The organism is Luteolibacter flavescens (assembly GCF_025950085.1).
GTDB classification, from domain to species: domain Bacteria; phylum Verrucomicrobiota; class Verrucomicrobiia; order Verrucomicrobiales; family Akkermansiaceae; genus Haloferula; species Haloferula flavescens.
The window spans coordinates 127618-151868 of the sequence record NZ_JAPDDS010000003.1 but is presented as its reverse complement, the minus strand read 5'-3'; the positions used below and the strand labels follow the sequence as shown (position 1 = coordinate 151868).

20 protein-coding genes are annotated in these 24251 nt (G+C 64.2%); 8 read left to right on the top strand and 12 right to left on the bottom strand.

Annotated features, from left to right (window positions below; all coding sequences use genetic code 11):
• Window positions 1-202 precede the first annotated feature (202 nt).
• The 4 genes from OKA04_RS06415 to OKA04_RS06400 are packed head-to-tail and all read left to right on the top strand — an operon-like array spanning window position 203 to window position 4914.
• Entirely contained in the window at window positions 203-829 is a 627-nt protein-coding gene (locus tag OKA04_RS06415; protein WP_264500316.1) for a PEP-CTERM sorting domain-containing protein, read from the top strand.
• Window positions 830-848: 19 nt separating this feature from the next.
• Window positions 849-1760 (top strand): DUF6607 family protein, encoded by a 912-nt coding sequence (locus tag OKA04_RS06410; RefSeq protein ID WP_264500315.1) that lies wholly within the window; start codon window positions 849-851, stop codon window positions 1758-1760.
• 25 nt (window positions 1761-1785) lie between these two features.
• Window positions 1786-4095 carry a TonB-dependent hemoglobin/transferrin/lactoferrin family receptor gene (locus OKA04_RS06405; RefSeq protein WP_264500314.1) on the top strand — a complete coding sequence of 770 codons (2310 nt, stop codon included), beginning with the start codon at window positions 1786-1788 and terminating at the stop codon, window positions 4093-4095.
• Between the two features lie 27 nt (window positions 4096-4122).
• The gene (locus tag OKA04_RS06400; protein ID WP_264500313.1) at window positions 4123-4914 is read left to right on the top strand and encodes a DNRLRE domain-containing protein; all 792 of its coding nucleotides are present in this window, start codon (window positions 4123-4125) and stop codon (window positions 4912-4914) included.
• A 150-nt stretch (window positions 4915-5064) separates the two neighbouring features.
• Here OKA04_RS06400 and OKA04_RS06395 read toward each other — a convergent pair whose 3' ends face one another.
• The 5 genes from OKA04_RS06395 to OKA04_RS06375 form a co-directional block, all read right to left on the bottom strand.
• Entirely contained in the window at window positions 5065-5700 is a 636-nt protein-coding gene (locus OKA04_RS06395; RefSeq protein ID WP_264500312.1) for a PEP-CTERM sorting domain-containing protein, read from the bottom strand.
• 76 nt (window positions 5701-5776) lie between these two features.
• On the bottom strand, window positions 5777-6286 hold the full coding sequence (locus OKA04_RS06390; protein ID WP_264500311.1) for a hypothetical protein: 510 nt from the start codon (window positions 6284-6286) through the stop codon (window positions 5777-5779).
• An 11-nt stretch (window positions 6287-6297) separates the two neighbouring features.
• The gene (locus OKA04_RS06385; RefSeq protein WP_264500310.1) at window positions 6298-7749 is read right to left on the bottom strand and encodes a DUF1501 domain-containing protein; all 1452 of its coding nucleotides are present in this window, start codon (window positions 7747-7749) and stop codon (window positions 6298-6300) included.
• A gap of 8 nt (window positions 7750-7757) precedes the next feature.
• Window positions 7758-12809 carry a DUF1800 domain-containing protein gene (locus tag OKA04_RS06380; protein ID WP_264500309.1) on the bottom strand — a complete coding sequence of 1684 codons (5052 nt, stop codon included), beginning with the start codon at window positions 12807-12809 and terminating at the stop codon, window positions 7758-7760.
• Window positions 12810-12903: 94 nt separating this feature from the next.
• Window positions 12904-13665 carry an exodeoxyribonuclease III gene (locus OKA04_RS06375; RefSeq protein ID WP_264500308.1) on the bottom strand — a complete coding sequence of 254 codons (762 nt, stop codon included), beginning with the start codon at window positions 13663-13665 and terminating at the stop codon, window positions 12904-12906.
• A gap of 108 nt (window positions 13666-13773) precedes the next feature.
• Between OKA04_RS06375 and rsfS the strand changes: the two genes are divergently transcribed.
• The 3 genes from rsfS to OKA04_RS06360 all read left to right on the top strand — a co-directional run bounded on the left by rsfS (window position 13774) and on the right by OKA04_RS06360 (window position 16109).
• Entirely contained in the window at window positions 13774-14124 is a 351-nt protein-coding gene (rsfS, locus tag OKA04_RS06370) for a ribosome silencing factor (RefSeq protein WP_264500307.1), read from the top strand.
• Window positions 14125-14196: 72 nt separating this feature from the next.
• Window positions 14197-15450 carry a competence/damage-inducible protein A gene (locus OKA04_RS06365; RefSeq protein WP_264500306.1) on the top strand — a complete coding sequence of 418 codons (1254 nt, stop codon included), beginning with the start codon at window positions 14197-14199 and terminating at the stop codon, window positions 15448-15450.
• 50 nt (window positions 15451-15500) lie between these two features.
• Window positions 15501-16109, top strand: coding sequence for a hypothetical protein (locus OKA04_RS06360; protein ID WP_264500305.1), 609 nt, complete (start codon window positions 15501-15503; stop codon window positions 16107-16109).
• Window positions 16110-16225: 116 nt separating this feature from the next.
• Here the strand turns inward: OKA04_RS06360 and OKA04_RS06355 are convergent, their stop codons facing one another.
• Window positions 16226-17356, bottom strand: coding sequence for a citrate/2-methylcitrate synthase (locus OKA04_RS06355; protein WP_264500304.1), 1131 nt, complete (start codon window positions 17354-17356; stop codon window positions 16226-16228).
• A gap of 162 nt (window positions 17357-17518) precedes the next feature.
• Here OKA04_RS06355 and tsaB point away from each other — a divergent pair, with 162 nt between their 5' ends.
• Window positions 17519-18184 carry a tRNA (adenosine(37)-N6)-threonylcarbamoyltransferase complex dimerization subunit type 1 TsaB gene (tsaB, locus tag OKA04_RS06350; RefSeq protein ID WP_264500303.1) on the top strand — a complete coding sequence of 222 codons (666 nt, stop codon included), beginning with the start codon at window positions 17519-17521 and terminating at the stop codon, window positions 18182-18184.
• Here the strand turns inward: tsaB and OKA04_RS06345 are convergent.
• The 6 genes from OKA04_RS06345 to OKA04_RS06320 all read right to left on the bottom strand — a co-directional run bounded on the left by OKA04_RS06345 (window position 18173) and on the right by OKA04_RS06320 (window position 24068).
• Window positions 18173-18913 carry a methyltransferase domain-containing protein gene (locus tag OKA04_RS06345; protein ID WP_264500302.1) on the bottom strand — a complete coding sequence of 247 codons (741 nt, stop codon included), beginning with the start codon at window positions 18911-18913 and terminating at the stop codon, window positions 18173-18175. The genes tsaB and OKA04_RS06345 overlap by 12 nt on opposite strands.
• Before the next feature lie 81 nt (window positions 18914-18994).
• Entirely contained in the window at window positions 18995-19381 is a 387-nt protein-coding gene (locus OKA04_RS06340; protein WP_264500301.1) for a GtrA family protein, read from the bottom strand.
• Complete coding sequence (locus OKA04_RS06335) at window positions 19378-20376, bottom strand: glycosyltransferase family 2 protein (protein ID WP_264500300.1); 999 nt, start codon at window positions 20374-20376, stop codon at window positions 19378-19380. Before OKA04_RS06335 ends, OKA04_RS06340 begins: the two co-directional genes overlap by 4 nt.
• 10 nt (window positions 20377-20386) lie before the next feature.
• Window positions 20387-21895, bottom strand: coding sequence for an ArnT family glycosyltransferase (locus OKA04_RS06330; protein WP_264500299.1), 1509 nt, complete (start codon window positions 21893-21895; stop codon window positions 20387-20389).
• A gap of 59 nt (window positions 21896-21954) precedes the next feature.
• Entirely contained in the window at window positions 21955-23394 is a 1440-nt protein-coding gene (locus OKA04_RS06325) for an ATP-binding protein (RefSeq protein ID WP_264500298.1), read from the bottom strand.
• Complete coding sequence (locus tag OKA04_RS06320; RefSeq protein ID WP_264500297.1) at window positions 23391-24068, bottom strand: response regulator transcription factor; 678 nt, start codon at window positions 24066-24068, stop codon at window positions 23391-23393. Before OKA04_RS06320 ends, OKA04_RS06325 begins: the two co-directional genes overlap by 4 nt.
• Window positions 24069-24251: the final 183 nt, after the last annotated feature.

Here is a 24251-nt window from a genome sequence, read left to right as displayed (position 1 = left end):
CGACCCATCTTGGCGTTAAATTGCTTTTAAACGCCTTCAAGAGCAATTTTCCGCCAGCAAATAGCAAAATGCCGTGAGCACGGAGAGGGGGGAGGGGACGAAGGTCTGCGCGTTCTTCAGCCGACTCGACATGCAAATTTGCCGCCCAGCCTGTAACCTCCATCGCCCTTCTCTTCTCGCGATCTCATCGCTTGCCATCCTTTTGACCGGGGCGACTGCACAAGCGGCCGTCCTGCTCGGAAGCTTCAATCTCGGTGGAACCCAGCAGGTGACCACGACGTGGAACGACCTTTCGGGAGCCAACTTCAGCCTGACGCCGACCTCGGGGGATGGCACGATTGCTCACTCAAACACGGCGTTCCAGGGAAGCTTCGGCTTCTACAGCCTGGCGGCGAACGGTTACAGCGTCACCGGCACCCAGTCAGCGAGCTTCGATATCGAGAGCGTGCTGTGGCAGATCGAAGCCTCGCCCAATCCGGATCTCGCGTGGCCTTATAATGATGGCCCGACGCTGACGGTGATGACCTCTGCCGGCAGCCAGATCCTGCAGCCGGTCGCCTTCAGTTCCGGGTTTTCGGAGGGACGTTACAACTACGGTGCCGAGCCGATCACCTACACGGCCTTCGCGTGGCAGTGGAACCTCTCCTCGATCGACGACACCATCACCTCGATCACGCTGAACGCTCCCATCTCGATCCACACCTCGGTCTCCGCTTCGCAGATCGATGTCGCGAACGCGTTCACCCAGGTGATCCCCGAGCCTTCCTCGCTGCTCCTCGCATTCGCAGCGGTTCCTTTCTTCGCACGCCGTCGCCGCGCCTCCGTCTAAATTCCCCACTTATCCACTCATGAAATCATTGTCATCCCTGCTTGCGGTGCTGCTGATCAGCGGCTCCGCCTTCGCCGCCGACGCGACGTTTGAAAAAGACCGCAAGGCCATCCTCTCGATGGCTGGCGACTTCAAGGTCGGCTTCCACTTCCAGGAAACCTTCTCCATGCACGAAGGCTACAAGGCCGAGGAGAAGGCCTATACCGAAGACGCCTTCGAGACCGTCAAGGTCGTCGAGGATAGCGGCAAGCGCATCGTGCTCCAGCACATCCTTCAGGTCGGCCCGATGGTCGTGAAGCACTGGGCGCAGATCTGGACCTACGAGGACACCGAGATCCTCGAATTCCAAGGCGGTCGCGTGTGGACCACCAAGAAGCTCACCGCCGATGAAGCGAAGGGCAAGTGGAGCCAGCGCGTCACCCAGGTGGACGACTCCCCGCGCTATGAGGGCTTCGCCGCATGGGTCCACAATGCAGGTGGCACCAGCGAGTGGACCGCCGCCGCCAACCGCCCGAAGCCACGCCGCGAGGAAAAGCGCGGTGACTACGACCTGCTGCTGGTGATGAACCGCCACACCATCACGCCGGAAGGCTGGTTCCACGAGCAGGACAACACCAAGTGGGTGAAGCGCGAGGACGCCTCCTACCCGCTCGTCCGCGAGGTCGGCTTCAATCCCTACATCCGCGTGAAGGACCACGACTTCGCCAAGTCGAATGATTACTGGACCAAGACCGAGTCCTTCTGGAAGGACGTCCGCAACGTGTGGGACGAGCTTTCCCCGGCACAGGGCAGCATCAAGGTGCTGACCAAGGCGGACGAAGGTCGTCTCCAGGACCTCGTCTCCGAGATGGTGGACGAAGCCGAAGAAGGCAAGAGCCCGACCGTGGACAAGATCCGCGAGACCCTGAAGCCCTTCGTCGTCGCGCAATAAGCGCACGCCCCTTGCCATCGTCATCGTGTCCCGATCCATTGTTTTCCAGGTAACGTTCGCCATCGGTATGGCGCTGCAATCGGCCCCGGCGGCGGATCCTGAGGAGGTATCCGCCGCCGGAGACGACGGCTCCGTGGTCCATGACCTCGGTGAGCTGATCGTCGTCGGCACCCGCACCGAACAACGATGGATCGATGCATCGGGCACGACCCTGCGAGCCGATTCCGAGGACCTGCTGCGCACCGGCAGCCAGGATCTCTCCGGCTTCGCGAAGTATGACCCGACGGTGTCCTTGCCCTTCGACTTTTCGAGTGGCGACGGTGCCTTTGGCTACGGCCAATCCGGCTATGGCAGTATCAATATCCGTGGTGCGGAAGGTAACCGCATCGCGATCGAGCTCGATGGCATCCGCCAGCCGCCCCAGTACGTGTCCACGTCATTCGACATGGGCAGCGGGGACGGCGCGGGTGGCATTGGCCGGGATTACTTCGATCCGGCAATGTTTGATCTGGTGGAAGTGTTGAAGGGCGGTGCCAGCGCCCTCTACGGCAGCGATGCCCTCGGCGGCGTCGTCGCCTTCAGCACACCCGATCCGGAGACCATGCTCACCGGCCGCAATGCCGGTGGCCTGGTGCGCCTCCAGTATTTCTCCGCGAACGAAAGCATCGCCGGCCAGGTGGGCGGTGCGGTGAAAGCGGGCAATACTTCCGTAATGCTGCTTTATGCAGGTCGCCACGGTGAAGAGACTGCGAACAACGGCGTGGAGCCGCCGAATCCCGCGGACTTCACTTCGAACTCCGCCTTGCTGAAGGCCGAGCACGTGCAGGGCGATCACACCTTCCGTCTTGCCCTTGAGCTTTTCGAACGCGAGGCATTCACCGATGTCCGCAGCGCGGCCACCTCCGACTTCCCGGTCTTCGACCGATACGTTTTGAACAACCAGCTTCTCGATCGCCAGCGTGCGAGCTTGAAGTGGCAGTGGACTCCGCAGTCCGAATCCGCATGGGTCGATCAGCTCGATTCGCATGCCTATTGGCAGCATGCCGGCACCGTCAGCGAGAATGACTCGGCTTCAAGCCCGCTGGTGATCGGCGGGATGCCTATCCCGGGAACGGATCGGACCCGGCAGCAACGCATCAGCTTTGATACCGACATCCTGGGATTCTCGTCCGTCGCCCGGAAGGAATTCGGCAGCGGTCGCGTGATTCACGCGGGAATGGCGGGACTGGATTTCTCCATTGAGTCCGGAGCCAATCGTTTCACGCGCCTCGACTCCGGAGCGCCGCAGGATGTGAACCGCACGTCCTTCGCCCCGACGGATACCACCCGCACGGGATTCTTCCTGCAGGATGAGATCAAGGTGGACGAGAAGTGGTTCATCACTCCGGGGCTCAGAATGGATTGGCAGGAGATCACCCCGGATCCCGACCAAGCCTATCTCGATCGTCTCGCCTCGCTCGGCCGCTTTGGCCAGGAGCCGCCGACCGATTACGACAATTTCTCCGTTTCGCCCCGTCTGAATCTCGCGTGGAAGCCTACCGAGACGATGCAGTGGTACGGCACCTATGCGCACGGTGTGCGGAACCCATCCGCGGAAGAGCTCTCCATGATCTTCGACCACCCTCCCTCGGGTGGTAATCCCGCCGGCTCGCTGACCGTTCCGAATACCTCACTGCAGGAGGAGCAGAGCGATGCCTTCGAGCTCGGCTTCAAATCCGAAGGGGACGCGGGACGCTTCCAAGCTTCGGTCTTCTACACCCGGTATCGCGACTTCATCGAGAACGGTGTCCCGACTGGTGAGCTGGACGACGAGGGACGCGACATCGTTACCACGATGAATCGCGGTGAGGCCGAGATCTACGGCTTCGAACTCGGTGGTATGCTGGAAGCCGGTCATTTCCATGATCGCCTCCGCGGTTGGCAGATCGGGATGAGCACCGGCAAGTCGATCGGCAACAACTTGACCGACGATGTCCCGCTGAACTCCGTCGAGCCATGGAAGACCGCAGGCTTCTTCGGCTATGAAGATCCGGAAGGACGCTTCGGAGCCCGCCTCTCCGGCATCTACAGCGCCGCGGTGACACGCGTGGACGACACCACGAACCAAGGGACATTTTTCCGTCCTCCGTCGTGGTTCACGCTGGACCTTGCCGCGTGGTGGGAGCCGTCCGAGACCGTGGCGATCCACGCCGGATTCAACAACATCCTCGATGAGAAATATTGGTCCTGGGGCTCGGTCAGGCGCGGCAATGGCCACCTCGGTGGCAGTGCCACCACCGACCGATCCACGGCTCCGGGCAGGAACTTCAGCCTATCCGTCACCAAGACCTTCTAACAAAACGTGATGAGAACCGCTTTTTTGATGCTGGCCTGCACTCTCGCGGCCACCGCTGAAACCGTGACGCTGAACTCGACGAAGGCCAGTGACATCTACTCCTACTCCGACAAGCCGACGTCGACGACTGCCACCTTGGGCATCAATTCGAGCGGTCCGGGATCTCCCCACTCACAGCGCACGTTGATCGAGTTCAACCTCACCGGGCTCTCGATTCCTGCCGCGGAGATCGGCTCGGCGAAGCTCCGGCTTTTCGTCATTCCGCCGAATCCAGCTTACGGTGACTTCGTGCCGGGGAATGCCGAGGTGTTCCGCCAGACGGCTGCGTGGACGTGGACCTTGCAGAATCCCAGCTTGCGCTGGAACGATTTCAAAGCGGGCGAGTCCTATGGCTTGCTGGCGGTGCCTGCCGGGTCCGAGGGCTTCTGGCGGGAGATCGATGTCACGCCTCTGGTGGTTTCGTGGGCTTCCGGAGCGCATCCGAATTACGGCTTTGCGCTTCAATCTGAGAGCGAGACGAAGTCCTTCAATGTGAGCTTCGCTTCGACGATTGTTAACGGCTACGCCCCACAGCTCGCCATCACCCGGGCGGTGGCTCCTGCTGTTCCGCCGGTGCTGACTATTGCCACCTCCGGAGCGTCCTCAATGGTTCTCCATTGGCCAGTGGCAGGTAGCACCGGCTGGGTGCTTCAGACCTCGGAGACACTAGCGGGCCCATGGACCGCGGTGACCGGTGCCACCCAGAGCGCAGGAACGTGGCAGGTGACCACACCCCGGAATTCATCCGGCCGCGGCTTCTTCCGCTTGTCGAAGCCGTAAGGCGGATCGATCCCTGATTCTCACTGGCCGCAGCCCGGGCAACATCCCGGCGCTGCGGCCTTTTCGTATCCGCTGTGTGGGCGCAAAAAAGCCGCACTTGCGACCGGAGTCGCGAGTGCGGCTGGATGAGATGCTCGCAAGCCTTTCAGCTTACTTGCGACGGCGGCGGATCACCAGCAGCGCGGCACCGAGGGCACCGAGGACTGCGGAGCCCGGCTCCGGGACCACCTGGATGGCGTCGAGCGAAACGTGCTCGGCTCCGCCGGTGATCTTGAACTGGAAAGAGTTGCCGTTCACCAGATTGGCGTCGGTCCAATACCAGTGATAGATCTGGAAATCATTCGTGCCTTCCAGGGACGTACCCTTGAGGACCTTCACGTCAGCGGCCACACCGTCCAGCAGCACGTTGAAGTAGTTGGCCGCATCCGCGACGCCGGTGGACGGCGGGGTGAACTTGAGCACGATGCCGATGAGAGGGATCGTCGTGTTGGCCGTGCCGCTGACCGTGAGGTCGAACGGGGTGCCCATGGCGTAGATGCGGTCACCGCTGCCGGTGATCATGCCGCCGTTCATTGCTTCGCCGAGCGTAGCGGTGATTTGGCCGGTCGAGCTGTCTGGCGTGTCCGCCGTGAAATTCGGTGCAGCAGGGGGACCCGGGACATACGGGAAGGTATCCCAGGTGGTGGCGAAGGTGCCACCAGGGAGACCGATGGTGGTGGCGAGGGCACTGCCCGTCATCGCGGACAGGGTGAGCGCCACCAAGGGGGCAAACGTGCGTTTCTTCATGCGGCGCGGAGCGTGAATGGCCGCGTGTCATCGTGCTAACGGCCCCTTGCGTAATCTTGGCGCACGATTGCCAAGCTCAGTTTGAAGCTGCTCCCGACGCTGCGAGCACGAGATCGTCCGCGGTGTAGGCGGTCTTGTCCGGGCCGGCGGATCGTAATTCGATTTGCTTCCAGCCTTCCGGATGAACGATCACCGGCGAGCCCCAGCGGTCGATGATCAAGCCGTCGCCCGAGAAGATGGGGTTGCCATCGCGCACGAAGACCTCGCGGTTCGGGTTTTCCCCGCGCAGGGCGGCGGCGAGGTCGGCATTGCCGCCGATGGGGAAGCGGCTGGCATCCTTTACCACGGAGAAGTAGCCGCTCGTGACGCGATGGATCTTTCGCAGGTCATCGATGGGTGGCGTGGCCGGGTCGGCGTATCCTTCAAGGATCTTTTCGGCTGCGGTGGGTTCCTGCGAAGCTTCCGGTGGCTTGGGCTGAGTCGTCGTCTGCGCTGTCTCAGGCTGAGAGGCGAGTGGCTCTTTTCTGACAAAGAACATCCACGCGATCACAGCAATGACGATGCCTGCGGCGAGCAGGAGTGGCATCCGGCCCGGTCTCACGCGAGGAAGCCGACGGGATTTGAACTACTACGTGGATCGTAGAAGTTGCCGATGTTCGGCAGCACCATGTCCATGTCGCCCGCGGTGACGCCGAACCAGCGGAGCAGCTCGCAGAAATATTCGTCTGCCGAGAGCTTCGGGAAGATGCGCCCGCCGCGCCCGATATCGTCCGCACCCTCGATGACGAGCGAGGGGAAGCTGCCGCGGACCTGTCCGCCCGCCACCGGGCCGCCCATCACGATCTGGTTGCTCGACCACGCGTGGTCGGTGCCCTGGCCATTCGAGCGCAGCGTGCGGCCAAAGTCCGAGGCGGTGAAGGTGATCACGTCATTCGCCAGGCCCAGCGTCTCCAGGCAGTACTGGAAGGCGTAGAGCGCGCCATCGAGCACCGCGAGCATGCTGCCGTGGTTTTGCAGAAGCTCCGCATGATGGTCCCAGCCGCCGAAGTCGATGAACATCGTCTGCCGCATCAGCTTGAGCTGCTGGCGGATGGCGATGGTCTTCACCGCGGCGCGGAATTGCGAGGAAATCCAATGGTTCGGGAAGGGTGCGTTTGCCACCACCGTGTTCACGTTCTGCCCATTCAAGGTGCCGGGGCTCGAGAAGTTCTGCTGGAACTCCTGGCCGCGCGCCATCGAGTTCGCGGTGATGCGGCCGTGCGTGCGGTGAAAGAGATTTGAGTAGTGCTCCTCTAGCGGGCCGGAGACCGTTTGCTCGATGATCTGCTTCTTCGCCTTGAGCACGGCTGAGTCGCCGGTCGATCCACTGAAGGCCAGCGCACCGCCGCCGGTGATGACGAATTGCCCCTCGCTCTGGCCGATCTGGAAGGCGGAGTTGCCCGCCACCGAGTAGTTCATCGGCATGTAGAAGCCGCCGGTCTGCTCGGTATTGTAGGTCGAGTGGATCACGTCCGCGGCGCGGCCTCCCCAGCCGGACAGCACCTGCATGCCCTGCGGCACGGAGGTCTGCCACTGCTCGATCTGGTCACGGTGGGAAAAGAGCGCCTTCGGGATGGAGACGCTGCCATTCAGATAGGCTGCCTTGTTCGGGATGGGCTCGATCAGCGAGCCGACATTTGCCAGCATGCTCACACGCTTCTTTCCCGCCATCACGCCGGTGCCGGTGCCGTTAAACATTTCCGCCAGCCGCGTGCAGGATGGATGAAGGCCGAAGTTCGTCCCGTTCAGCGTGCGAAGCTGGGCCTCGGGGATCGCGAGGTTCGAGCGTGCTGCGGCATACTCGCCGTAGCCCGCACCGCGCGGAATGAGCAGGTTGAAGGTGTCGCATCCGCCCGACATGAAGACGCAGACGAGCGTCTTCCGCTGTGTGCCAAAGCCGCCCTGCGCGGCGGCATGGTTTGCCATCGTCAGGTTCAGCAGCGTCGAGAGCACCGAAGTCGAGCCGATCGCGGCACAACTGGCTTCTCCGAGAAATTTGCGGCGGTTCATGGCGGATGTCAGCGTTGGATCGATCCTTCCGGGCAGGTCATGGCGGTCCACACCGCGAGGGCGACTCGTTCCTTCGGCGCGATATTCGGCTGGGAAATCGCGGTGAGCAGCGCGGCGCGCGTGCGTGCCGTCATGCTGCCGGAGCAGACGAGGAGATTCACGTGATCCACCAGCGCGGCAGGATTCTCGGCCAGCAGCAGGGTGGCCGAGTAGTCGAGCGGATACCACCATTCGTAGGAGGAGCGGAAGCCGCGGCGGAGATACTCCCACATCAGGTTCGGGTAGGAGATGGACGAGTAGGTGTCCACGATCTGGAAGCCCGGGCTCAAGAGGCCCGCATTCCGGATCTCGCCCGGTGCCTGATAGACGGGCGTGTAGAAATTGAACACGCTCGGCGAGTTCATCGGCTCCTGTTTACTGTAGCCGTAGTAGGTGTCCGTCCAGTTCCACCAGACGAAGTCGGGATGGGTGTCGGCCAGCTTGAAGAGCCTGCCGAGGTGCATCGTCTTCACGACCGGTTCGCGCACCTTGCCAAAGCCGGGCGAGAGCGGCTGCTCGCGTGCCTCGGGATCGAGCAGGATGGCCTTCACCACGGCGCCGAGATTGCCGCGCTTGCCGCTGCCGTCGTTCACGAAGACGTCCTGCACGCGCCGGATGTAGGCGGGGGTGGGATTGTCAGTGACGAGGAACTGGATGAGCTGCCGCGAGACGAAGGGCGGGGTGTTCGGATGGCGGAAGAGCGAGTCCACGGCATCGCGCACGTCTTGCAGGCCATTGCCCTCGGTCACCTCGCGAGGCGGCACCACGAAGCCGTGGAGCAGCTTCTTCGAGTCGAAGTCATGGCGGTCCGCATGCATCACCATCGGCTTTGTGAAATGGTCGTCCGCCCAGCCGCCGCCACCCCATCCGTAGGGCGAGTCGTAGTAGAGGCCGGTGAAGACGCGGGCGAATTCCGTGATGTGGCCGTTGTCGTAGGTCGGGATCGGCTCGCCCTGGGAGTCGAGCTTGCGGCTGCCATCGGCATTGAGCTCCCACAGGCCGATGGTGAAGAGCTGCATCAGCTCGCGCGCGAAATTCTCATCCGGGTAGCGAGGGATGCTAGGGTCGGCCTTCTGGTTGCCCGCGTGGCTCAGGTAGGCACCCATCGCCGGGTGCATCGCGATCTCTAACAGGAGATCGCCGTAGTCGCCCAGCGCGTGGCGGAGCAGCGTGTCGTAGTAATTGGTGATGGCCTCGGGCTTCTCCTCCAGATTCGCATCGCGGCGCGAGACCACGAGGATCTGCGAGAGGGCGAAGGCGACGCGCTGCCTGAGCTGGTCCTCGCCCGCGATCGCCGCGCGGGCGAAGGGTGTGGTGGCGTTGTTGCCGAAGAGGAACTTGTCGAGTTCGTTGTAGTTGTAGGTGTGGTCGATGTGCGCGCCGGCGGCGTCACGCTTCACCTCGCGGATGTAGGGCGTGTGGTAGGTGGCGGGCAGCGCGAGCTGTTCCTCGATCCAGCCCGCGTAGCCGAGTAGCCGGACCTTCGTGATGTCGTCCGGCGTGGGGCCGAAGGTGGATTGCATCAGAAAGCGCGAGGCATTGACGGGCGACGGCGTGGCGGGAGCGCTCGACCCCGGCATCCTGCCTGTCGGCGAGGCTCCCTGAATTTTGTCGAGAAGTGCGAGTGCATCCCCGGAAAGCGTCTGGCCATTCGCGCGGACGAGTGGCTGCGAGAGCGAGTTGGTGGAGCTGCTCGATGATCCCAGCACCATCGCCTCCACCCAGTCTTCCACACCGTCGCCATCGGAATCCTTCGGTGTGATGGATGCGCGGTAGTAATTCCTATCCGCAGGCAAGGAAGCTGCCGGGATGGTCAACTGACGCCGCCCTCCCACGATGGCGGACGCGGGCAAGCCGGTAGCGCTCTGCCATCCGGCCAATGTCGGGCTGCTCTCAATGTCGTAGGCCTTCAATGGCAAGTCGGTCCACGACAGCACGAGGTCATCGCCATCGCGCCACGATCTCATGTCGAGCTTCGACGATGGATCGTCGGGGTCGGTGCCCGCTTCGCTCTCCTCCAGATTGGTCATGCCGTCGCCGTCGTCATCGGCATGTGGATGGCGCGTGCCGCCGCCGGACCAGAGCACCCATGCATCGGAGAGCCCGTCGCCATCGAGGTCGGCGATGTTGCCGGTGAAATTGAACCAAGCGGGCTTGCTCGCCGCGGAGAGAGGATCGGTGCCGTGCAGCAGTTCCACCGAGTCTGATGCGCCGTCGCCATCGCTGTCGGCGTTGTGCGGATTCGTGCCGACGAGATATTCCTTGAGGTTGCTCAGGCCGTCGTTGTCCGCGTCCTGCGCGGCATCGGCGGCGCTGTTGATGTTGAAGGAATGGGTTGCTTCCCATGCGTCCGGCATCCCGTCGTTGTCGGTATCGGCGATGCCGAGCGGCGTCGGGCTGATGTAGGTTTTCACGCCCGTTTCCGACACGATATTGACCCTCGCGGTCTTCCCTGCCGAATTCGACCACACCGTGGTGCCGCTGAGAATGGTCGGCTCCATGGCCTGCGCGCCGGACCACGTCTGGGTGGCGATCGGCACGGGGCTGGCTGGATTTGTGAGATCCGCGATCAGGAAATTCAGCGTCCAGGCATTCACTGCCGGATCCGGCCGGGTGGCGGTGAATTGCATGCGCAGCGGCTTCGTGTCGTCCATCGTGCCGACGCCGCTGAAGCCGAAGTCCCGCGAACGGTCGGCAGGTGGATTGGCCCAATCACTGCCCCAGAAGCCCGCGTCTGCCTTCGATGGATTGTCCGGGATCTCCGCTACTCGGAAGAGGCCCTCGATGCAGCGGAAGCGATACGTCACGCGGCCATCCCGATAGCGCAGGCCGATGCCGACGGACTTGTTGGAACTGCCCTGATGCACCTGGGCCACCGCTTCGCAGAGCATGGTGTCGCTGCCATCCAGCGCGCCGAGCATCGACTGCGGGTGATTCCAGATCACCCGGAGATTGTCGATGCGCCACGTCCAGGTGCGGGTGTCGGCATTCCAAGTCGGCGCAGGCGCTGGCACGCTGCTGGCCGACATCGGGTCCGATCCCGCGGCCCGTTCGTCGGCATCATCGTAGCCGTCGTTGTCGCTGTCCGCATCGTCGGGCAGGGAAGGGAAGGGTGAGCCGTTCACCTCGTCGCCATCGAGCAAGCCGTCGCCATCGCGGTCGGGATTGAGAGGGGCGGCATCGGCTCCGTCAGGGATGCCGTCGCGGTCGCTGTCCGGGTGATGCAGGTCGGTGCCGGTGGCGAGTTCCGCCGCATTCGAGAGTCCGTCTCCGTCCGCATCCGCGGTGGCATCGGGCACGGCGGGGTTCAGCCGGTGCTCCACCTCGATGGCGTCCTTGATTCCGTCGCCATCGGTGTCCGTCCCGGTGTCGATGATCTGGATGCCGTGGATGCCGGCGTAGGATCCATAGTTGTTCGTCACCACGGCGCCACCGTTGCCCGGGGCGGGCGGGAGGGGGGGCAGCGAGGTCAGCGTGATGGTCTGGTTCGCTCCTCCGAGATTCCGGTAGCGGACGTAGTTCCCGGACTGGGGCGTGGTGGTCGAGGTGACTTCCTTGAATCCGCGAAAAGGTGGCTCCGATGCCGAGATCAGGTAGCGGCTGCTCGCCGCATCACCCTGGCGCGAGACCACCGCGCGCGAGCCGGGATAGATGTATCCCGCGTACACGAGCAGGTCGTAGGTCGCATACGGGATGCCGGTCAGCGTCACGGATGCGGGCGTGTTGATCACCGTGGTGGCGACGTTGTTCGAGTTGATCGTGCCGGTCCGCTGGGTGCGCAGCATTCCGGAGAAAAGCCGCTCGTCGCTGACGCCCTTGTGAAGCCCCGGATTGGCGAAGTGGTAGCTCCAGTTCGCCGCGACCGCCGTTGCCTGACCGCGGTGGTTCTTCAATCCGGTCTGGCTTCCCGTCAAAACGATGCCGTCCGATTGCCACTGGCTCAGCGGCGGCGAGGCATTCCAGTGGGGAAAGCGGAAGTAGCCCGCGGGATCGCCGGATGGCAGCACGGCGGCTTGATGGGACTCGGCGATGAATTGCAGGCCGATCGCCCCGGGGAAATCGAAGGGCTTGGACGCCACCGAGTTTGGATTGGTGCCCTGCTCGATCTCGATGTTGTCCGGGTAGCCATCGCCATCGGTGTCGGCGAGCAGCGGACTCGTGGTCGTTTCGTCGCCGTCGGGAATCCCGTCGCCATCGGTGTCGCGGAGCAGGGGATTCGTGCCGAGCGCGATCTCGGCGGAGTCGGAGATCCCGTCGTTGTCGGTGTCCGCGTTGGTGGGATTCGTTCCGGCGATGAATTCTTGGAGCGTGGTCCGTCCGTCGCCATCGGGATCGGCCGCGGCGTCGGTCGGGTCGCTGTCGCTGAGGCCAAAGGCCTCCTCATACCAGAGCGGCAGCCCGTCACTGTCCGCATCCGCCATCCCGGTCAGATCGTGATCGAGCTGCAAGTAGTCAAAGCTGATGGTCCCGCCCGTGATACCGCCGGTGCGCTCGATCTGGATGACATTCGCTCCCGCGACGGCATTCACCGATGAGGCAGGAAAAGTCACTTCCAGGGTGCGGTTCCACGTGATCGCCGGGTAGCTGCCGACCGGGCGGCCATTCATCGTGATAGCGATGTCATGCGTGCCAAATCCAACCGCCGAGGAGCCGCCCCACAGCAGGTCCACCGTCAGCTTCAGCCGCGACGATGACGATGCCTGGGCCGCGGTGAGCGGGAAGTGGATGCGGGTGCGCGGGTCATTCGACACCACCCCGCGCTGGAGATTTGTCAGCGGCTCGCCCGCCACCTCGCCGAATCCGGGGTAGGTGCCGGGGCGGTAGTAGTCGTCATCGCGCGCGGTCGGCGAGCCGGGGGCCGCATTCGAGTTCCAAGTCGGACTGCCGAATTCATTCGGGTTCCCATTGTTCTCGCCGAGTCGCCAGATCGCCTGGAAGGCGGGAGTCGTCGCTGCTCCTGCGGTCTGGCCGAGTGCCAGGAGGACCGGAAGTGCGGGCAGGCGTAAGGAGAACCGCGACATGATCGCGCGAATCCTTCACAAATCCGGATCAATTGCAAACCTGCGATTTCGTGACGTCCGGAACCATTGCGGTGCCTTGGATTCCGGTCGTCGCTCACCCAAGGGTCAGCGTCACCGGGCAGTGATCCGAGCCGGTGACGTGCGGCATGATGGCGGCGTCCTTCACGCTGCCGAGGATGCCCTGGGTCACGCCGAAGTAGTCGATGCGCCACCCCACGTTGTTCGCGCGGGCACCGCCGCGGAAGCTCCACCACGAGTAGGCTCCCGCCTTGTCCGGGTAGAAATGGCGGAAAGTGTCGTGGAATCCGCTGCCGAGCAGCTTCGTGAAGCCCGCCCGCTCCTCGTCGCTGAAGCCGGCGCTCTTCCGGTTTTCCCTGGGCCGCGCGAGGTCGATCTCGTTGTGCGCGACATTCAGGTCGCCGCAGAAAATCACCGGCTTCCCGGAGGTCTCCAGCGCCAGCAGGTAGAGGCGGAAGGCCTCGTCCCAGAGCATGCGGTAGGGCAGGCGGCGCAGCTCATCCTGTGAATTCGGCGTGTAAACATTCACCAGGTGGAAGTCGGGATACTCCAGCGTGAGCACCCGGCCCTCGCGGTCGTGGTCCTCGATGCCCATGCCGTGCTTCACGGAAATCGGCTGCTCGCGGGTGAAGACCGCCACGCCGGAGTAGCCGGGCTTTTCCGCGGAATTCCAGTAGGCGTGGTAGCCGCCGAACTCCAGCGGCAGCGCCACCTGTGTCTCGCGGGCCTTGGTCTCCTGGAGGCAGAGGATCTCCGGGCGCTCGGTGGCGACGAATTCGGGCAGGCCCTTTCCGAGGGTGGCGCGGATACCGTTGACGTTCCAGGAAACGAGTTTCACGTGGCCAGCAAGCCGGAAGCCGCCCGGGGAGGCAACCCCGGAAACACCTTGAAATTGATTGGCCAAGCCGCCCGGACGCGTTAGGGTCCGCGCCCCGAGCGGGACGATATGGCTGTCGAAGGACTAGAATTGGCAAAGGCGTGCGCGAAAGCCGCGGACGATATCCAAGCGGACAAGATCCGCGTGTGGGACCTCCGCGGTCTGTCGAATCTGACCGACTACATGGTCGTCTGTTCCGGCACCTCGATGCCCCACTTGCGCGCCGTCCTCCGTGACGTCCGCGGCACCGTGGAGGAGATCCATGGCGCGAAACCGGCAAATGCCGAGGGCAACGCGGACACCAAGTGGGTCGTCTTGGATTACATCGACGTGATGGTCCACGTGATGCACGAGGAACTGCGCGAATACTACGGACTGGAAGACCTCTGGGCGGACGCCAAGGAGATCGACTGGAAGTGAAGTGACTCCCGGCCGGGGTGAATGCCACCTTCGGCCTTGCCTCCGGGCAGATCCCGTTTTCTGTCTCGGTGCGTGCGCATCGAGATCCTGACGACCGGTACGGAGTTGCTCCTGGGGAAAGTCCTGAACACCCACGGCAAGTGGTTCGGCGAGGAGCTTTTCAAGCTGGGCATGCGCATCCAGCGCCTGACCACGGTGCCGGATGGCGATGCTATCACCGACGCTCTCCGCGAATGCGTTTCCCGCGCCGACGCGGTCATCGTCACCGGTGGCCTCGGCCCCACGAGCGATGACCTGACGCGCGAGGCGACGTCCGAGGTGCTGGGCATCGAGCTCATCGAGGACGAGGCGGCGATCCGTTCGCTGGAGGCCTTTTTCGCCGCGCGGAACAAGGTGATGGCGGACTCGAACCGCAAGCAGGCACAGGTGCCCGTGGGCGCGGATGTGCTGCCAAATCCCAATGGCACCGCCCCGGGGCTCTACATCCCACCCCGGCTGAATGGCGCGGCGAATTGTGCGGTCTTCCTTTTGCCCGGGCCGCCCCGGGAGCTCTATCCGATGTTCCGCACCGAGGTCGCGCCGCGCTTGATCGGCCTGGCAGGTCTCTCGATGCCGCCCGGGCTTCTCGAAATGAAGATCGCGGGGGTGGGGGAGAGCGACCTGCAGCAGGAGATCGATGCAGAGCTGGCCGTCATCCCCGGGCTGGAGGTCGGCTACTGCGCGCGCGTCGGCGAGGTGGACTTGCGCTTGATCGGGGAGCCTCCGGCGATTGCCGCGGGCCGCGCGATCGCGATGGCGAAGTTCGCGAGAAACATCTTTTCCGAAGACGGCTCGTCGCTGGAGGCCACGGTCGTGCGGCAGGCCATCGAGCGCCGTCTGAAGCTGGCCACGGCGGAGAGCTGCACCGGCGGTCTGGTGGCGAACCGGCTCACGGACGTCCCCGGCAGCAGCGCTGTTTTCACCCATGGCTTCGTCACCTATGCGAATGAGGCGAAGCGCGATGTGCTGGGGGTTCCGCAGGAGCTTCTGGATGTCCACGGTGCGGTGAGCGAGCCTGTCGCGAAGGCGATGGCCGAGGGTGCCCTGCGGGTGAGCGGTGCGGACATCGCGGTCGCCGTCACGGGAATCGCAGGGCCGGATGGCGGCACCCCGGAGAAGCCGGTCGGCACCGTTTTCCTCGCTTGGGCCGCGAAGGGCCGCGAGACGCTGTGTGTCCGCCAGATCCATCCGCGGAATCGCAAGGACTTCAAGCTGGCGGTCAGCCAGGCGGCCCTCGACGGCATCCGCCGGGTGGCCGGTGGTGCTGCGGGTGACTCCAATCCGTGAGCGGATTTATCCTTCCGGGAAAGCGATCTGCCGCTAGATTCCCGGTTGCCATGTCCGAGTCGTCGCCGCCTCCCATCCCCCGCAAGAAGTCCTGTCTCGTCCCCGTGCTGATCGGCATCATCGCCGTCTTGCTCGTGGGCATCGGTCTGGTCTGGTGGACGAATCGCCCGATCAAGCCGGTGCAGCTCAGCGCCGAGGAGAAGGCGGTGGTGCAGCAAAAGGTGGAGGCGATCCAGCAGGTGGAAGGACCCGCCGAGCCGACCTACGAGAAAGGTAAGAAGGAGATCGTGCTCACCGAGCGCGAGCTGAATGGGCTGCTCAACGAGCACACCACGCTCGGCGAGAAGCTGAAGCTGGAGCTCGCCACCGACGCCGTCCACGCGCGCTACGAGGCCGACCTCGATCCCGACATGCCGGTGGTCGGGGGCAAGAAACTCAAGGCCCGCGCCCGCTTCATCGTGAAGACCACCGAAGGCATCCCCAGCCTCGTCCTCGACGACTTCACCCTCTGGGGCGTCTCCCTGCCAAATGACTGGCTCGGTCAGCTCAAGGGCAAGGACATCCTCGGCGAAATCCTCGGTGCGAAAGGCGGCAAGGTCGCCGGGATCGAGGAGATGAAGGTTTCCTCCGGCGAACTGACGATCAAGTTGAAGGAGTAGTAGTCCGGCACGAAGTGTCCGTGGGGAATGCAGGAAGGAAACGAAAAACGGCGGACTGGAAAGCCCGCCGTTTTGTTAGAAGGTGAGTTCTGCGGCAAGATGCCGCAGCCACTATTTCAGCGCTCGTCGATCGGCGTGATCGCCAGCGGGCCCTGCTCGCCGGTGTAGAGGGTCAGCGGGCGATAGAGGCGGTTGTCGCGGAGCTGTTCCAGCACCTGCGCGGTCCAGCCGGAGGCACGGGCGATGGCGAAGATGGGGGTGAAGAGATCCGTCGGGATGCCCAGCGAGTAGTAAACGGTGGCCGAGTAGAAATCGACGTTCGCATTGAGACCCTTGCGCTCGCGCATGATCTCGGCAATGCGCTCGGACATCTGGATCCACTTCGGCTCGCCGAGTTCCTCGGTGAGCTGCACGGCCAGCTTGCGGAGGTGCGGTGCACGGGGGTCGAGCACCTTGTAGACGCGGTGGCCGATGCCCATGATCTTCTCCTTGCGGGTGAGCTTGTCTTCCACCCAGTCGTCCACCTTCGAGAGCTCGCCGATGCCCTGGAGCATGTGGATCACGCCTTCATTCGCACCGCCGTGGAGCGGGCCCTTCAGCGTGCCGATGGCCGAGGTGATGGCGGAGTACATGTCCGACAGCGTGGCGACGGTGACGCGGGCGGAGAAGGTGGACGCATTCATGCCGTGGTCGGCATGAAGGGTCAGCGCGACGTCCAGCGTGCGGGTGGCGACGTCCGTCGGCGTCTCACCGGTGATGAGGTAGAGGAAGTGTCCGGCTTCGCTGAGGTCGGTGCGGATGGCCGGCAGCTCAAGGCCCTGGCGGAAGCGGTGGAAGGCGGCGACGATGATCGGAATCTTCGCACAAATCGAAAGCGCGATGGCCGCGTCCTTCTCAAGGTCCGGCGTGCCGATGGTCGCGCGCTTGTCATACAGGCCGAGCATGGAGACCGCCGTGCGGGTCACATCCATCGGGTTCGCGTCCTTGGGCGCGGCCTTCAGGAAGTCGATCAGGCCGTCCGGCAGGCTGCGCTCGGCGCGCAGGCTGGCCTCCACTTCCGCGAGCTGGGCGCGGGTCGGAAGCGCACCGCGATGAAGCAGGTAAACGACTTCTTCGTAGGAGCAGTTTTCGACCAGATCTTCGATGCTGTAACCGAGGTAGCTCAGGCGGCCTTCGGCGCCCTCCACGTTGCTGAGAGCGGATTCATTGGCGATGACTCCTTCGAGGCCTTTGGCGTAGTCGGTCATGGAAAATCAGGGGTTACGGGTGCGGAATTTGTACGGAAGAAAGCGGTTTGGTTGGGGGGCTGGCAAGGGGAGAATCCACGCTGAGGCAGAATGGCCTGAAGTATCAATGATTCCGGAAGGTTTGCGGGTTGCGGAACTGGTGGATTTCCGGATGCTCGGGCCGTGCCGGAGACCGCCCGACTGTTCATCGAAAGCAGCACCGCCAGAGCTTCGCTTGCCCTGCTGAGGGGCGCGGATATCGTGTTTCAGGAGACTTTCACCGGGGACCGTAGCCACAATGCCCTGCTCTTCGATCCCTTGGAGCGGGCGCTTGCCTGTTTGAATCAGGGTGAAGCCCTCGCCGAGATCGTCATCGGCACCGGCCCCGGCAGCTACAGCGGCACCCGTGTGGGGATCGCCGCGGGCCAGGGTGTGGCCTTGGTCCACGGCTGCCCGGCCATCGGGCTCAGTTCGCTGCTCGCGGTGCCATCCGCGCGGGCGGGGGCGCTGGCCGTCGGGGATGCCCGGCGCGGCAGCGCATGGCGGGCGGGCTACGGCCAGGAGCCGGTGCTCTGCGACGTGGACACCTTGGCCAATGAGATTCGCGGGGTGCTGGGTGCCGGGCTGCCAGTGTATTCCCTGGAGTCCGTGGCAAAGGTCGGCCTGCCCGAGGATCTGGCCTCGCAGGTGACCACCGAGCAACCGACCGCCGCGCAACTCGCGAAGGCGTGGCTCGCTCTTCCCGCGGAAGATCGCGCGAGACTGGCCGCCCAGCCCGTGCAGCCGGCCTACCTGCGCCCGCCGCACGTCACGGAGGCAAAGGGCGGGCACCCGCTGCTACGCCGATAGCCGCTTCCACGCCGTTACCATCGAGGCCGTCCACTGGAACTTCCTCGCGGTCTCGCGGATCAGGAATGGCTCGTCAGCCACCGAGATCAGCTCGAAGGCACCGCCGAGCCTTTCCCGCAGCCAATCCAGCGTGCTGCCCTGCGGCCAATTTTCCGGCGGAGTGTATTCGCCGAGCCAGGTGCACGGCGTCGCGATGACCAATTCGCCCCCCGGGCGCACCAGCGCGGGCAGGCGTTCCAGAAGACGGTCCGGCTCGGTCAGACGGCAGAGCAGGTTGGCCGCATGCACCCGGTCGAAGCTTCCGAGATCCGCCCGCAGGTCCATCGCGTCGCCGGTCTCAAAGCTCACCTCGTTTGCTGGCAGTCCGTCCGGCAGTTTGGCGATGAGCTGGGTCCGCTGATGCCCCTCGTCGAGCCTTTGGTAGGATAGGGGGGCATCGATCATCGCCGCGGCTGCACGGATGAAATTCTGCGAGAAATCGATTCCCACCGTTAGGGCTGAACTACGGGACAGCTCATAGGTCGAGCGGCCCACCGCGCAGCCCAGGTCCAGCGTGCTTTCCACGCTACCGGGGGAGAAATGGCGCGTCGTCCGCACGGCGAAGTCCAGCGCCTCCCGCATTCCGTCCGGAGCCGATGCGGGGAGGATATCCTCCGCGCTGCCGTAGTGGAAAAGCAGGTATTCCCCGAGCAAACGCTCGGTTTCGTAGGGATTCGGATTTGTGCTCAAGTGACCGGGGCGTGATGGAGGCGTGGGCAATCCATCGCCTCTCCCCGGGATTAGCCAAGTGATAAAGCGGGAATGCAGCGGCTAGCGGCTTTCCACCGGTCGCGTGAAGACCCAGCCGCGCGCCGCGAGGAAGGTCCCGCAGGCGACCGCCAGCAGGACGATGGCGAGCGCCACCCGGTAGTCGAGCGGCGTGAATGCCAGCAGGCCGGCGTAGAGCACTTCATTCATGGCAAAGCCGGCCAGAGAGACGCCGAGCATTCGCCCATACTCCCGCGATCCGCCGCGCCTGCGGAAGGTCCATCCACGATGACCGTAGTAGCTCACGTGGAATGCCGCAGCGAATCCCGCGACATTTGCCACCAGCGGGAGTATCCCGGCGGGAACGAGTGCGGACACCACCACGAGATGCACCGCCGAGGCGGCCACTCCCACGCAGCCGAAGCGGACCAACTGACCCGGCAGGCTCATGATCCGTGTCCGGTGTCGCTGCCGAATCCATGGCGCTCCGCCACGACGTAGTTCGGCCGGCCCTTCACCTCGGTGAAGATGCGCGCGACATACTCGCCGAGGATGCCGATCGACAGGAGTTGCACGCCGCCGAGGAATGAGACCGCCACGGCCAGCGTCGCCCAGCCCGGGACATCCGTGCCACGCAGCAGCGTGCGGGTGATGATGAATCCGGCGTAAAGCAGCGAGCACCCTGAGATCAGCGCGCCCATCGCCACCCACAGCCGCAGCGGGAAGGCGGAGAAGGATGTGAGCCCGGTCATGGCCAGGTCGAAGAGACGGGAGAAGTTGAACTTTGACGTGCCCGCGTGTCTCTCGCCGTAGGTGAAGGGCACGGCCTTCGAGCGGAAGCCGACCCAGTGGTAGAGGCCCTTCATGAAGCGGCTGCGCTCCGGCATTTCCTTCAGCGCCGTGACCACGCGGCGGTCCAGCAGCCGGAAGTCGCCCGCGTCCGCGGGGATGTCCACGGACGACCAGCGGCTGAGCAACCGGTAGAAGCTGCGGCTGAGAAAGCGCCGCACCGGCGGGTCGGTATCGCGATTCGTCCGCAGGCCATAGACCATGTCGTAGCCTTGCTGCCACTGGCGGATGAATTCGTCGATGACGTGGAAGGGTTGCTGGAAGTCCGCATCGATGATCACCACCACCTCGCCGGATGCCTCCTCCAGCCCGGCGCTGATGGCGGCTTCCTTTCCAAAGTTCCGCGACAGGGAAAGCAGGCGGATCGGCAGGCCACCGGATGCCGCGATGACTTCCAGCCCGGTGCCATCCCGGCTGCCGTCGTCCACCACGATGACATCGTAGCGCGAGGTGAGGCCCGCGAGGTGATCGCAGAGGCCGTTGAGGAATCCCGCGATGCCCTCGGCTTCGTTGAAGGCGGGGACGATGCAGGTGATGGAGGGTCGCACGGTGCCGGTGGCGGGTGCGGCGGGGACCGGGAAAGCGATGGTCTTCATGTCAGTGACGTCAGTTGCCGATGGGCGAGGTTCGGGATGGATCGATGCCGGCCATGTCCGGCAGGTCGGTGCGTTCGACGTAGAGGGATGGTCCGGGGCCCCATGAGGCCACGGGCACGAGCCGTCGCCGGACCCGTGGTGGCACGAGCGGCATCCAGTAGGACGGCAGGGCGACGAAGGTACGCCCGGGGGTATCGAGGTGCTTCGCGATGTTCTCGGCCGAGGTGGTGTGGTCGATCCCGCCCTCGGTGTAGAATTCCGCGGAGTATTTACGAGGTCCGTAGTAGATCAGCCGGTCGCCGGGCTCGCGTTCCTTTTCAAAGCGGCGGATTAGCGTCCGCTCGGATCGCTTCGGCGAGAACTCCGGGAAGAAGATCGACATCACCATCACCGTTCCCACGATGGCGAGGGTGATGCTTGCCGAGACCGGGGCGAATGGCGGGGTGTCCTCCTCTTTCGCTACCGCGTTTCTCCTCTGCGCATGCATTCCGGCCAGCAGGATCGCCAGCGCGGGCAAGGCGGGCAGCGGATAGGTTGCGATGATGTTCCGCGCGGGCGTGAAGAAGGCGACCGGCCAGATCATCCACAGCAGCCAGTAGAGGCCGCGGCCATTGTGGGCCATCGCCCACCGGCGGGATGCGCGCCAGCCGGCGGGCCTGGCACGGAGCAGCCCGAGGCACCACGGGAAGGCTCCGAGAAGCAGGAATATCCAGATGGTGCCTGGCATCACCGGATGGGCATTTCCATAGAGATCCCCCTGCCAGCCGCGCACCGTGAAGCGCATCCAGTGTTCGCCGATCAGGAAGTAGTTCAGGAATCCCGGGGTCTTTTGCTCCGCGGCGACATACCACGGCAGGGCCAGCGCGAGCATCAGGATCGTGCCGGTGACCCATGGCAGGGCTTCCCGCGTTGCCCGCCATCGACCTGTTAGAACGATCCACCCCACGATAGGTGGCAGCGCGATCACCAACACCAGCGGCCCTTTCGCCAATAGCCCGATGGCCAGCCCCACGAAGACGCCATAGCCGCGCCACCTTGGTCCGCCGCGCGTCGCACTGCGGAAGCAGACCATCGTCAGCGTCGTTCCCATCAGCAGCGCGAGGTCCGTCATGACCGCTGCGGAGCAGTAGAAGAAGAGCGGCATGCCGGTGAGGACTGCGGCCGCGGTCCAGCCCGCTCCCTTGCCAAACTCCCGCCGCGCTGCATCCGCCACCAGCGCCAGCACTCCGAGCGCCCCGATGAAGATGAAGATCCGCGAGCCGAATTCATTCACGCCGAAAAGCTCGATGCCCAGCGCCGACATCCACGTGGAAAGCGGCGGCTTGGCCCAGAAGGGCACGCCGTAGTCGAACTGTGGTGTGATCCAGTCGCCGGTCTCCACCATCTTGCGGGCGATCTCCGCATAGCGCGCCTCGGAGGGATCGGTGTGAGGGGCGACGATCAGCAGGACAAAACGGCAGGCGAGCAACACCGCCAGCAGCACGGGCGGTGAGAACAATCTACGGGCAAACGCGGGCATCTGCCCGTGGTGGTAGCAGTCCCATCATGAGAATCCGGTGAGAGCCGCGAGATTCCCTTTCACTCCATCGCGCGCGGGAGCACGAGGGTGAAGCGGATCCAGTCGCTCCCTGCGTCGGCGACCAGCATGCCGCCCATGGCATGCGCGGCATCCCGGCTGAGCGTGAGCCCGATGCCGAGGTGGGAGGCAGCGTCGTGTCTTGATGATTCCTCGCGGAAAAGCGGCTCGAACAAGCGCTCGGGCTCGTCCTTCAAGTCGCACGAGGGATTGGTCATGGAGACCTCTACCCCGCGTGTGGTGAGATTCGCCGATAGCAGGATCACGCCGCCGCTCGCGTAGGAGACCGCGTTGTCGAGGAGGTTGTTGAAGATGATCTTCACCAGTGCGGGATCTGCCGTGGCGAGCAGGGGCGCATTGTTGATGTCGTCTTTCAGTTCCAGTTTCCGCTCGCGGATTCTTTCGATGAATGTTGCGGCACGTTCACGCAGCAGCTTGGCCAGGTCCACGGTTTCACGGGATGCAGGCGCGGCCGGTTGGCCGATGCGGGCGAGTGCCGAGAGGCGCTTCACGAGTTCGCTGAGTTCGGCAGCAGTGGTCTGGCATGTCACCAGATGGGCGGCGTAGGCGGCTGCGTCGCGTGGCTGGGAGAGTGCCAGATCCGTGGTGGCCCGCAGCCCGGCGATGGGCGTGCGAAGCTCGTGCGCGGCGTGACGGATGAAGTCCCGCTCGCGTCGTCGGATGGCGGCCACGCGTTCCAGCAGGAGATTGAAATGAGTGGCCAGCCCGGTGAGTTCCGAGGGTAGTGCCTCTGGCAGTTCGAGCGCTTCATCGAGCTGATGCTCGGCCCGTTCCTGCACCTGAGAGGCAAGCTGGTGGATCGGCAGCAGCGACGAGCGGATCGCCCGCTCGATCAGCACGAAGCCCAGCCCTAGGGTCAGCAGGCATCCCGCGCCGAGGATCCAGCGGAGCCTGCCCAGCGACCGGTGGACGGATTCCGCATCGCGGGCCACGACCAGGATCTGTGGAAGCGTTTGCGGATCGATGATATTCCCTCGCTCGGCCATCGCCTGCTTCTCATCATCCAGAACGAAGGGATAGATCCTCAGCCCGATCGCCCGGGCGTGGTGGCCGTCGGACAATTGGATGCCGCGCAGCAGCGGTGCTCCGTCCACCCCGCTGAACCTGGGCAGGTCCCTGCGACGCAGCGCCGGCGAGCGGGTGGTGGTTCCGTTCGTTTCGTCCCAGAATTGGAAAAGCGCACCCTCGATCAAGGACTGGTTGGTGCCCAGCCCCTCCTGCCATTCGTAGGTGATCGCCTCGTCTTCAAGTTCGACCTGGTTCGCGAGGATGGATGCGGTCTCGCGGATCGAGTCGTCGAGTTCGCTGTAGAGGCTTTCCCTCACCAGCAGATAGACCCCGGCGGCGAGGACGGCGGAGAGCACGCCGATACCGAGGCCGCAGCGGATCAGAAGCGCTCGCCGGATGGACGGGGAAGTCATGGTGGGGGCGATTCGATCACGTAACCTTGGCCTCGTCGCGTCTGGATGAGGTCCGGCAGATCACCTGCATTGAGCTTCTTCCTCAGGTAGCCGACATAGACGTCCACCGCATTGCTGCTGCCGCCGCTGCCGTCCTCGAAGACATGCTCCCAGATGTCCGCGCGCGCGACGACTTCCCCATGCCGATAGGCGAGGTATTCCAGGAGGCGATACTCAAGCGCGGTTAGTTCCACCGCGCGATCTGCCCGCTTCACGGCACGTCGTGCGGGGTCGATCTCCAGATCGCCGATCGTGATCAGCGGGGATTTCCTGCCAAAGCTCCGGCGCAGCAGCGCACGCGTCCTCGCCAATGCCTCGGCAAGTGCGAAGGGCTTTACCAGATAGTCGTCGGCACCGGCGTCGAGCGCTTCCAGGCGATCCTCCAAGCCATCGCGAGCGCTGATGACGAGGATGTGGATGGGATTCGCCTGCGCACGCAGCCGCCGGAGGATGGTCATGCCGTCCACGCCGGGCAGCATCAGGTCCAGGATCACCAGGTCATACTCGCTGCCCTCGGCGGCCCACAGGCCCTCCTCGCCCTTCGCCTCGCTGTCCACGAGGTAGCCTGCCTCGCGGAGGAACTGGCAAAGTCCCTCGCGCAGGGCGGGGTGATCCTCGATGACTAACAGGCGCATGCAATCGTCATGAAAGCAGGTGGCGGGGCCTCCGGGCAATGGCGGATTTTCTCATGAATCTCTCATGGTCGGTCTGATAGGCCACAGGCGGGTGGGACTTCTTCCACGATAAAAATCCGCCAACTGAACCTCTCTCATCAATTTCTAATGATCCTGCTGCTAGCTTGGGGGCGGAACAGTGAA

Bases quoted from the DNA above. Each gene is read 5' to 3' on its own strand.
- OKA04_RS06410 (WP_264500315.1), top strand. From the start codon at position 849: ATGAAATCATTGTCATCCCTGCTTGCGGTGCTGCTGATCAGCGGCTCC.
- OKA04_RS06400 (WP_264500313.1), top strand. From the start codon at position 4,123: ATGCTGGCCTGCACTCTCGCGGCCACCGCTGAAACCGTGACGCTGAAC.
- OKA04_RS06395 (WP_264500312.1), bottom strand. From the start codon at position 5,700: ATGAAGAAACGCACGTTTGCCCCCTTGGTGGCGCTCACCCTGTCCGCG.
- OKA04_RS06390 (WP_264500311.1), bottom strand. From the start codon at position 6,286: ATGCCACTCCTGCTCGCCGCAGGCATCGTCATTGCTGTGATCGCGTGG.
- OKA04_RS06385 (WP_264500310.1), bottom strand. From the start codon at position 7,749: ATGAACCGCCGCAAATTTCTCGGAGAAGCCAGTTGTGCCGCGATCGGC.
- OKA04_RS06380 (WP_264500309.1), bottom strand. From the start codon at position 12,809: ATGTCGCGGTTCTCCTTACGCCTGCCCGCACTTCCGGTCCTCCTGGCA.
- rsfS (WP_264500307.1), top strand. From the start codon at position 13,774: ATGGCTGTCGAAGGACTAGAATTGGCAAAGGCGTGCGCGAAAGCCGCG.
- OKA04_RS06360 (WP_264500305.1), top strand. From the start codon at position 15,501: ATGTCCGAGTCGTCGCCGCCTCCCATCCCCCGCAAGAAGTCCTGTCTC.
- OKA04_RS06355 (WP_264500304.1), bottom strand. From the start codon at position 17,356: ATGACCGACTACGCCAAAGGCCTCGAAGGAGTCATCGCCAATGAATCC.
- OKA04_RS06340 (WP_264500301.1), bottom strand. From the start codon at position 19,381: ATGAGCCTGCCGGGTCAGTTGGTCCGCTTCGGCTGCGTGGGAGTGGCC.
- OKA04_RS06335 (WP_264500300.1), bottom strand. From the start codon at position 20,376: ATGAAGACCATCGCTTTCCCGGTCCCCGCCGCACCCGCCACCGGCACC.
- OKA04_RS06330 (WP_264500299.1), bottom strand. From the start codon at position 21,895: ATGCCCGCGTTTGCCCGTAGATTGTTCTCACCGCCCGTGCTGCTGGCG.
- OKA04_RS06325 (WP_264500298.1), bottom strand. From the start codon at position 23,394: ATGACTTCCCCGTCCATCCGGCGAGCGCTTCTGATCCGCTGCGGCCTC.
- OKA04_RS06320 (WP_264500297.1), bottom strand. From the start codon at position 24,068: ATGCGCCTGTTAGTCATCGAGGATCACCCCGCCCTGCGCGAGGGACTT.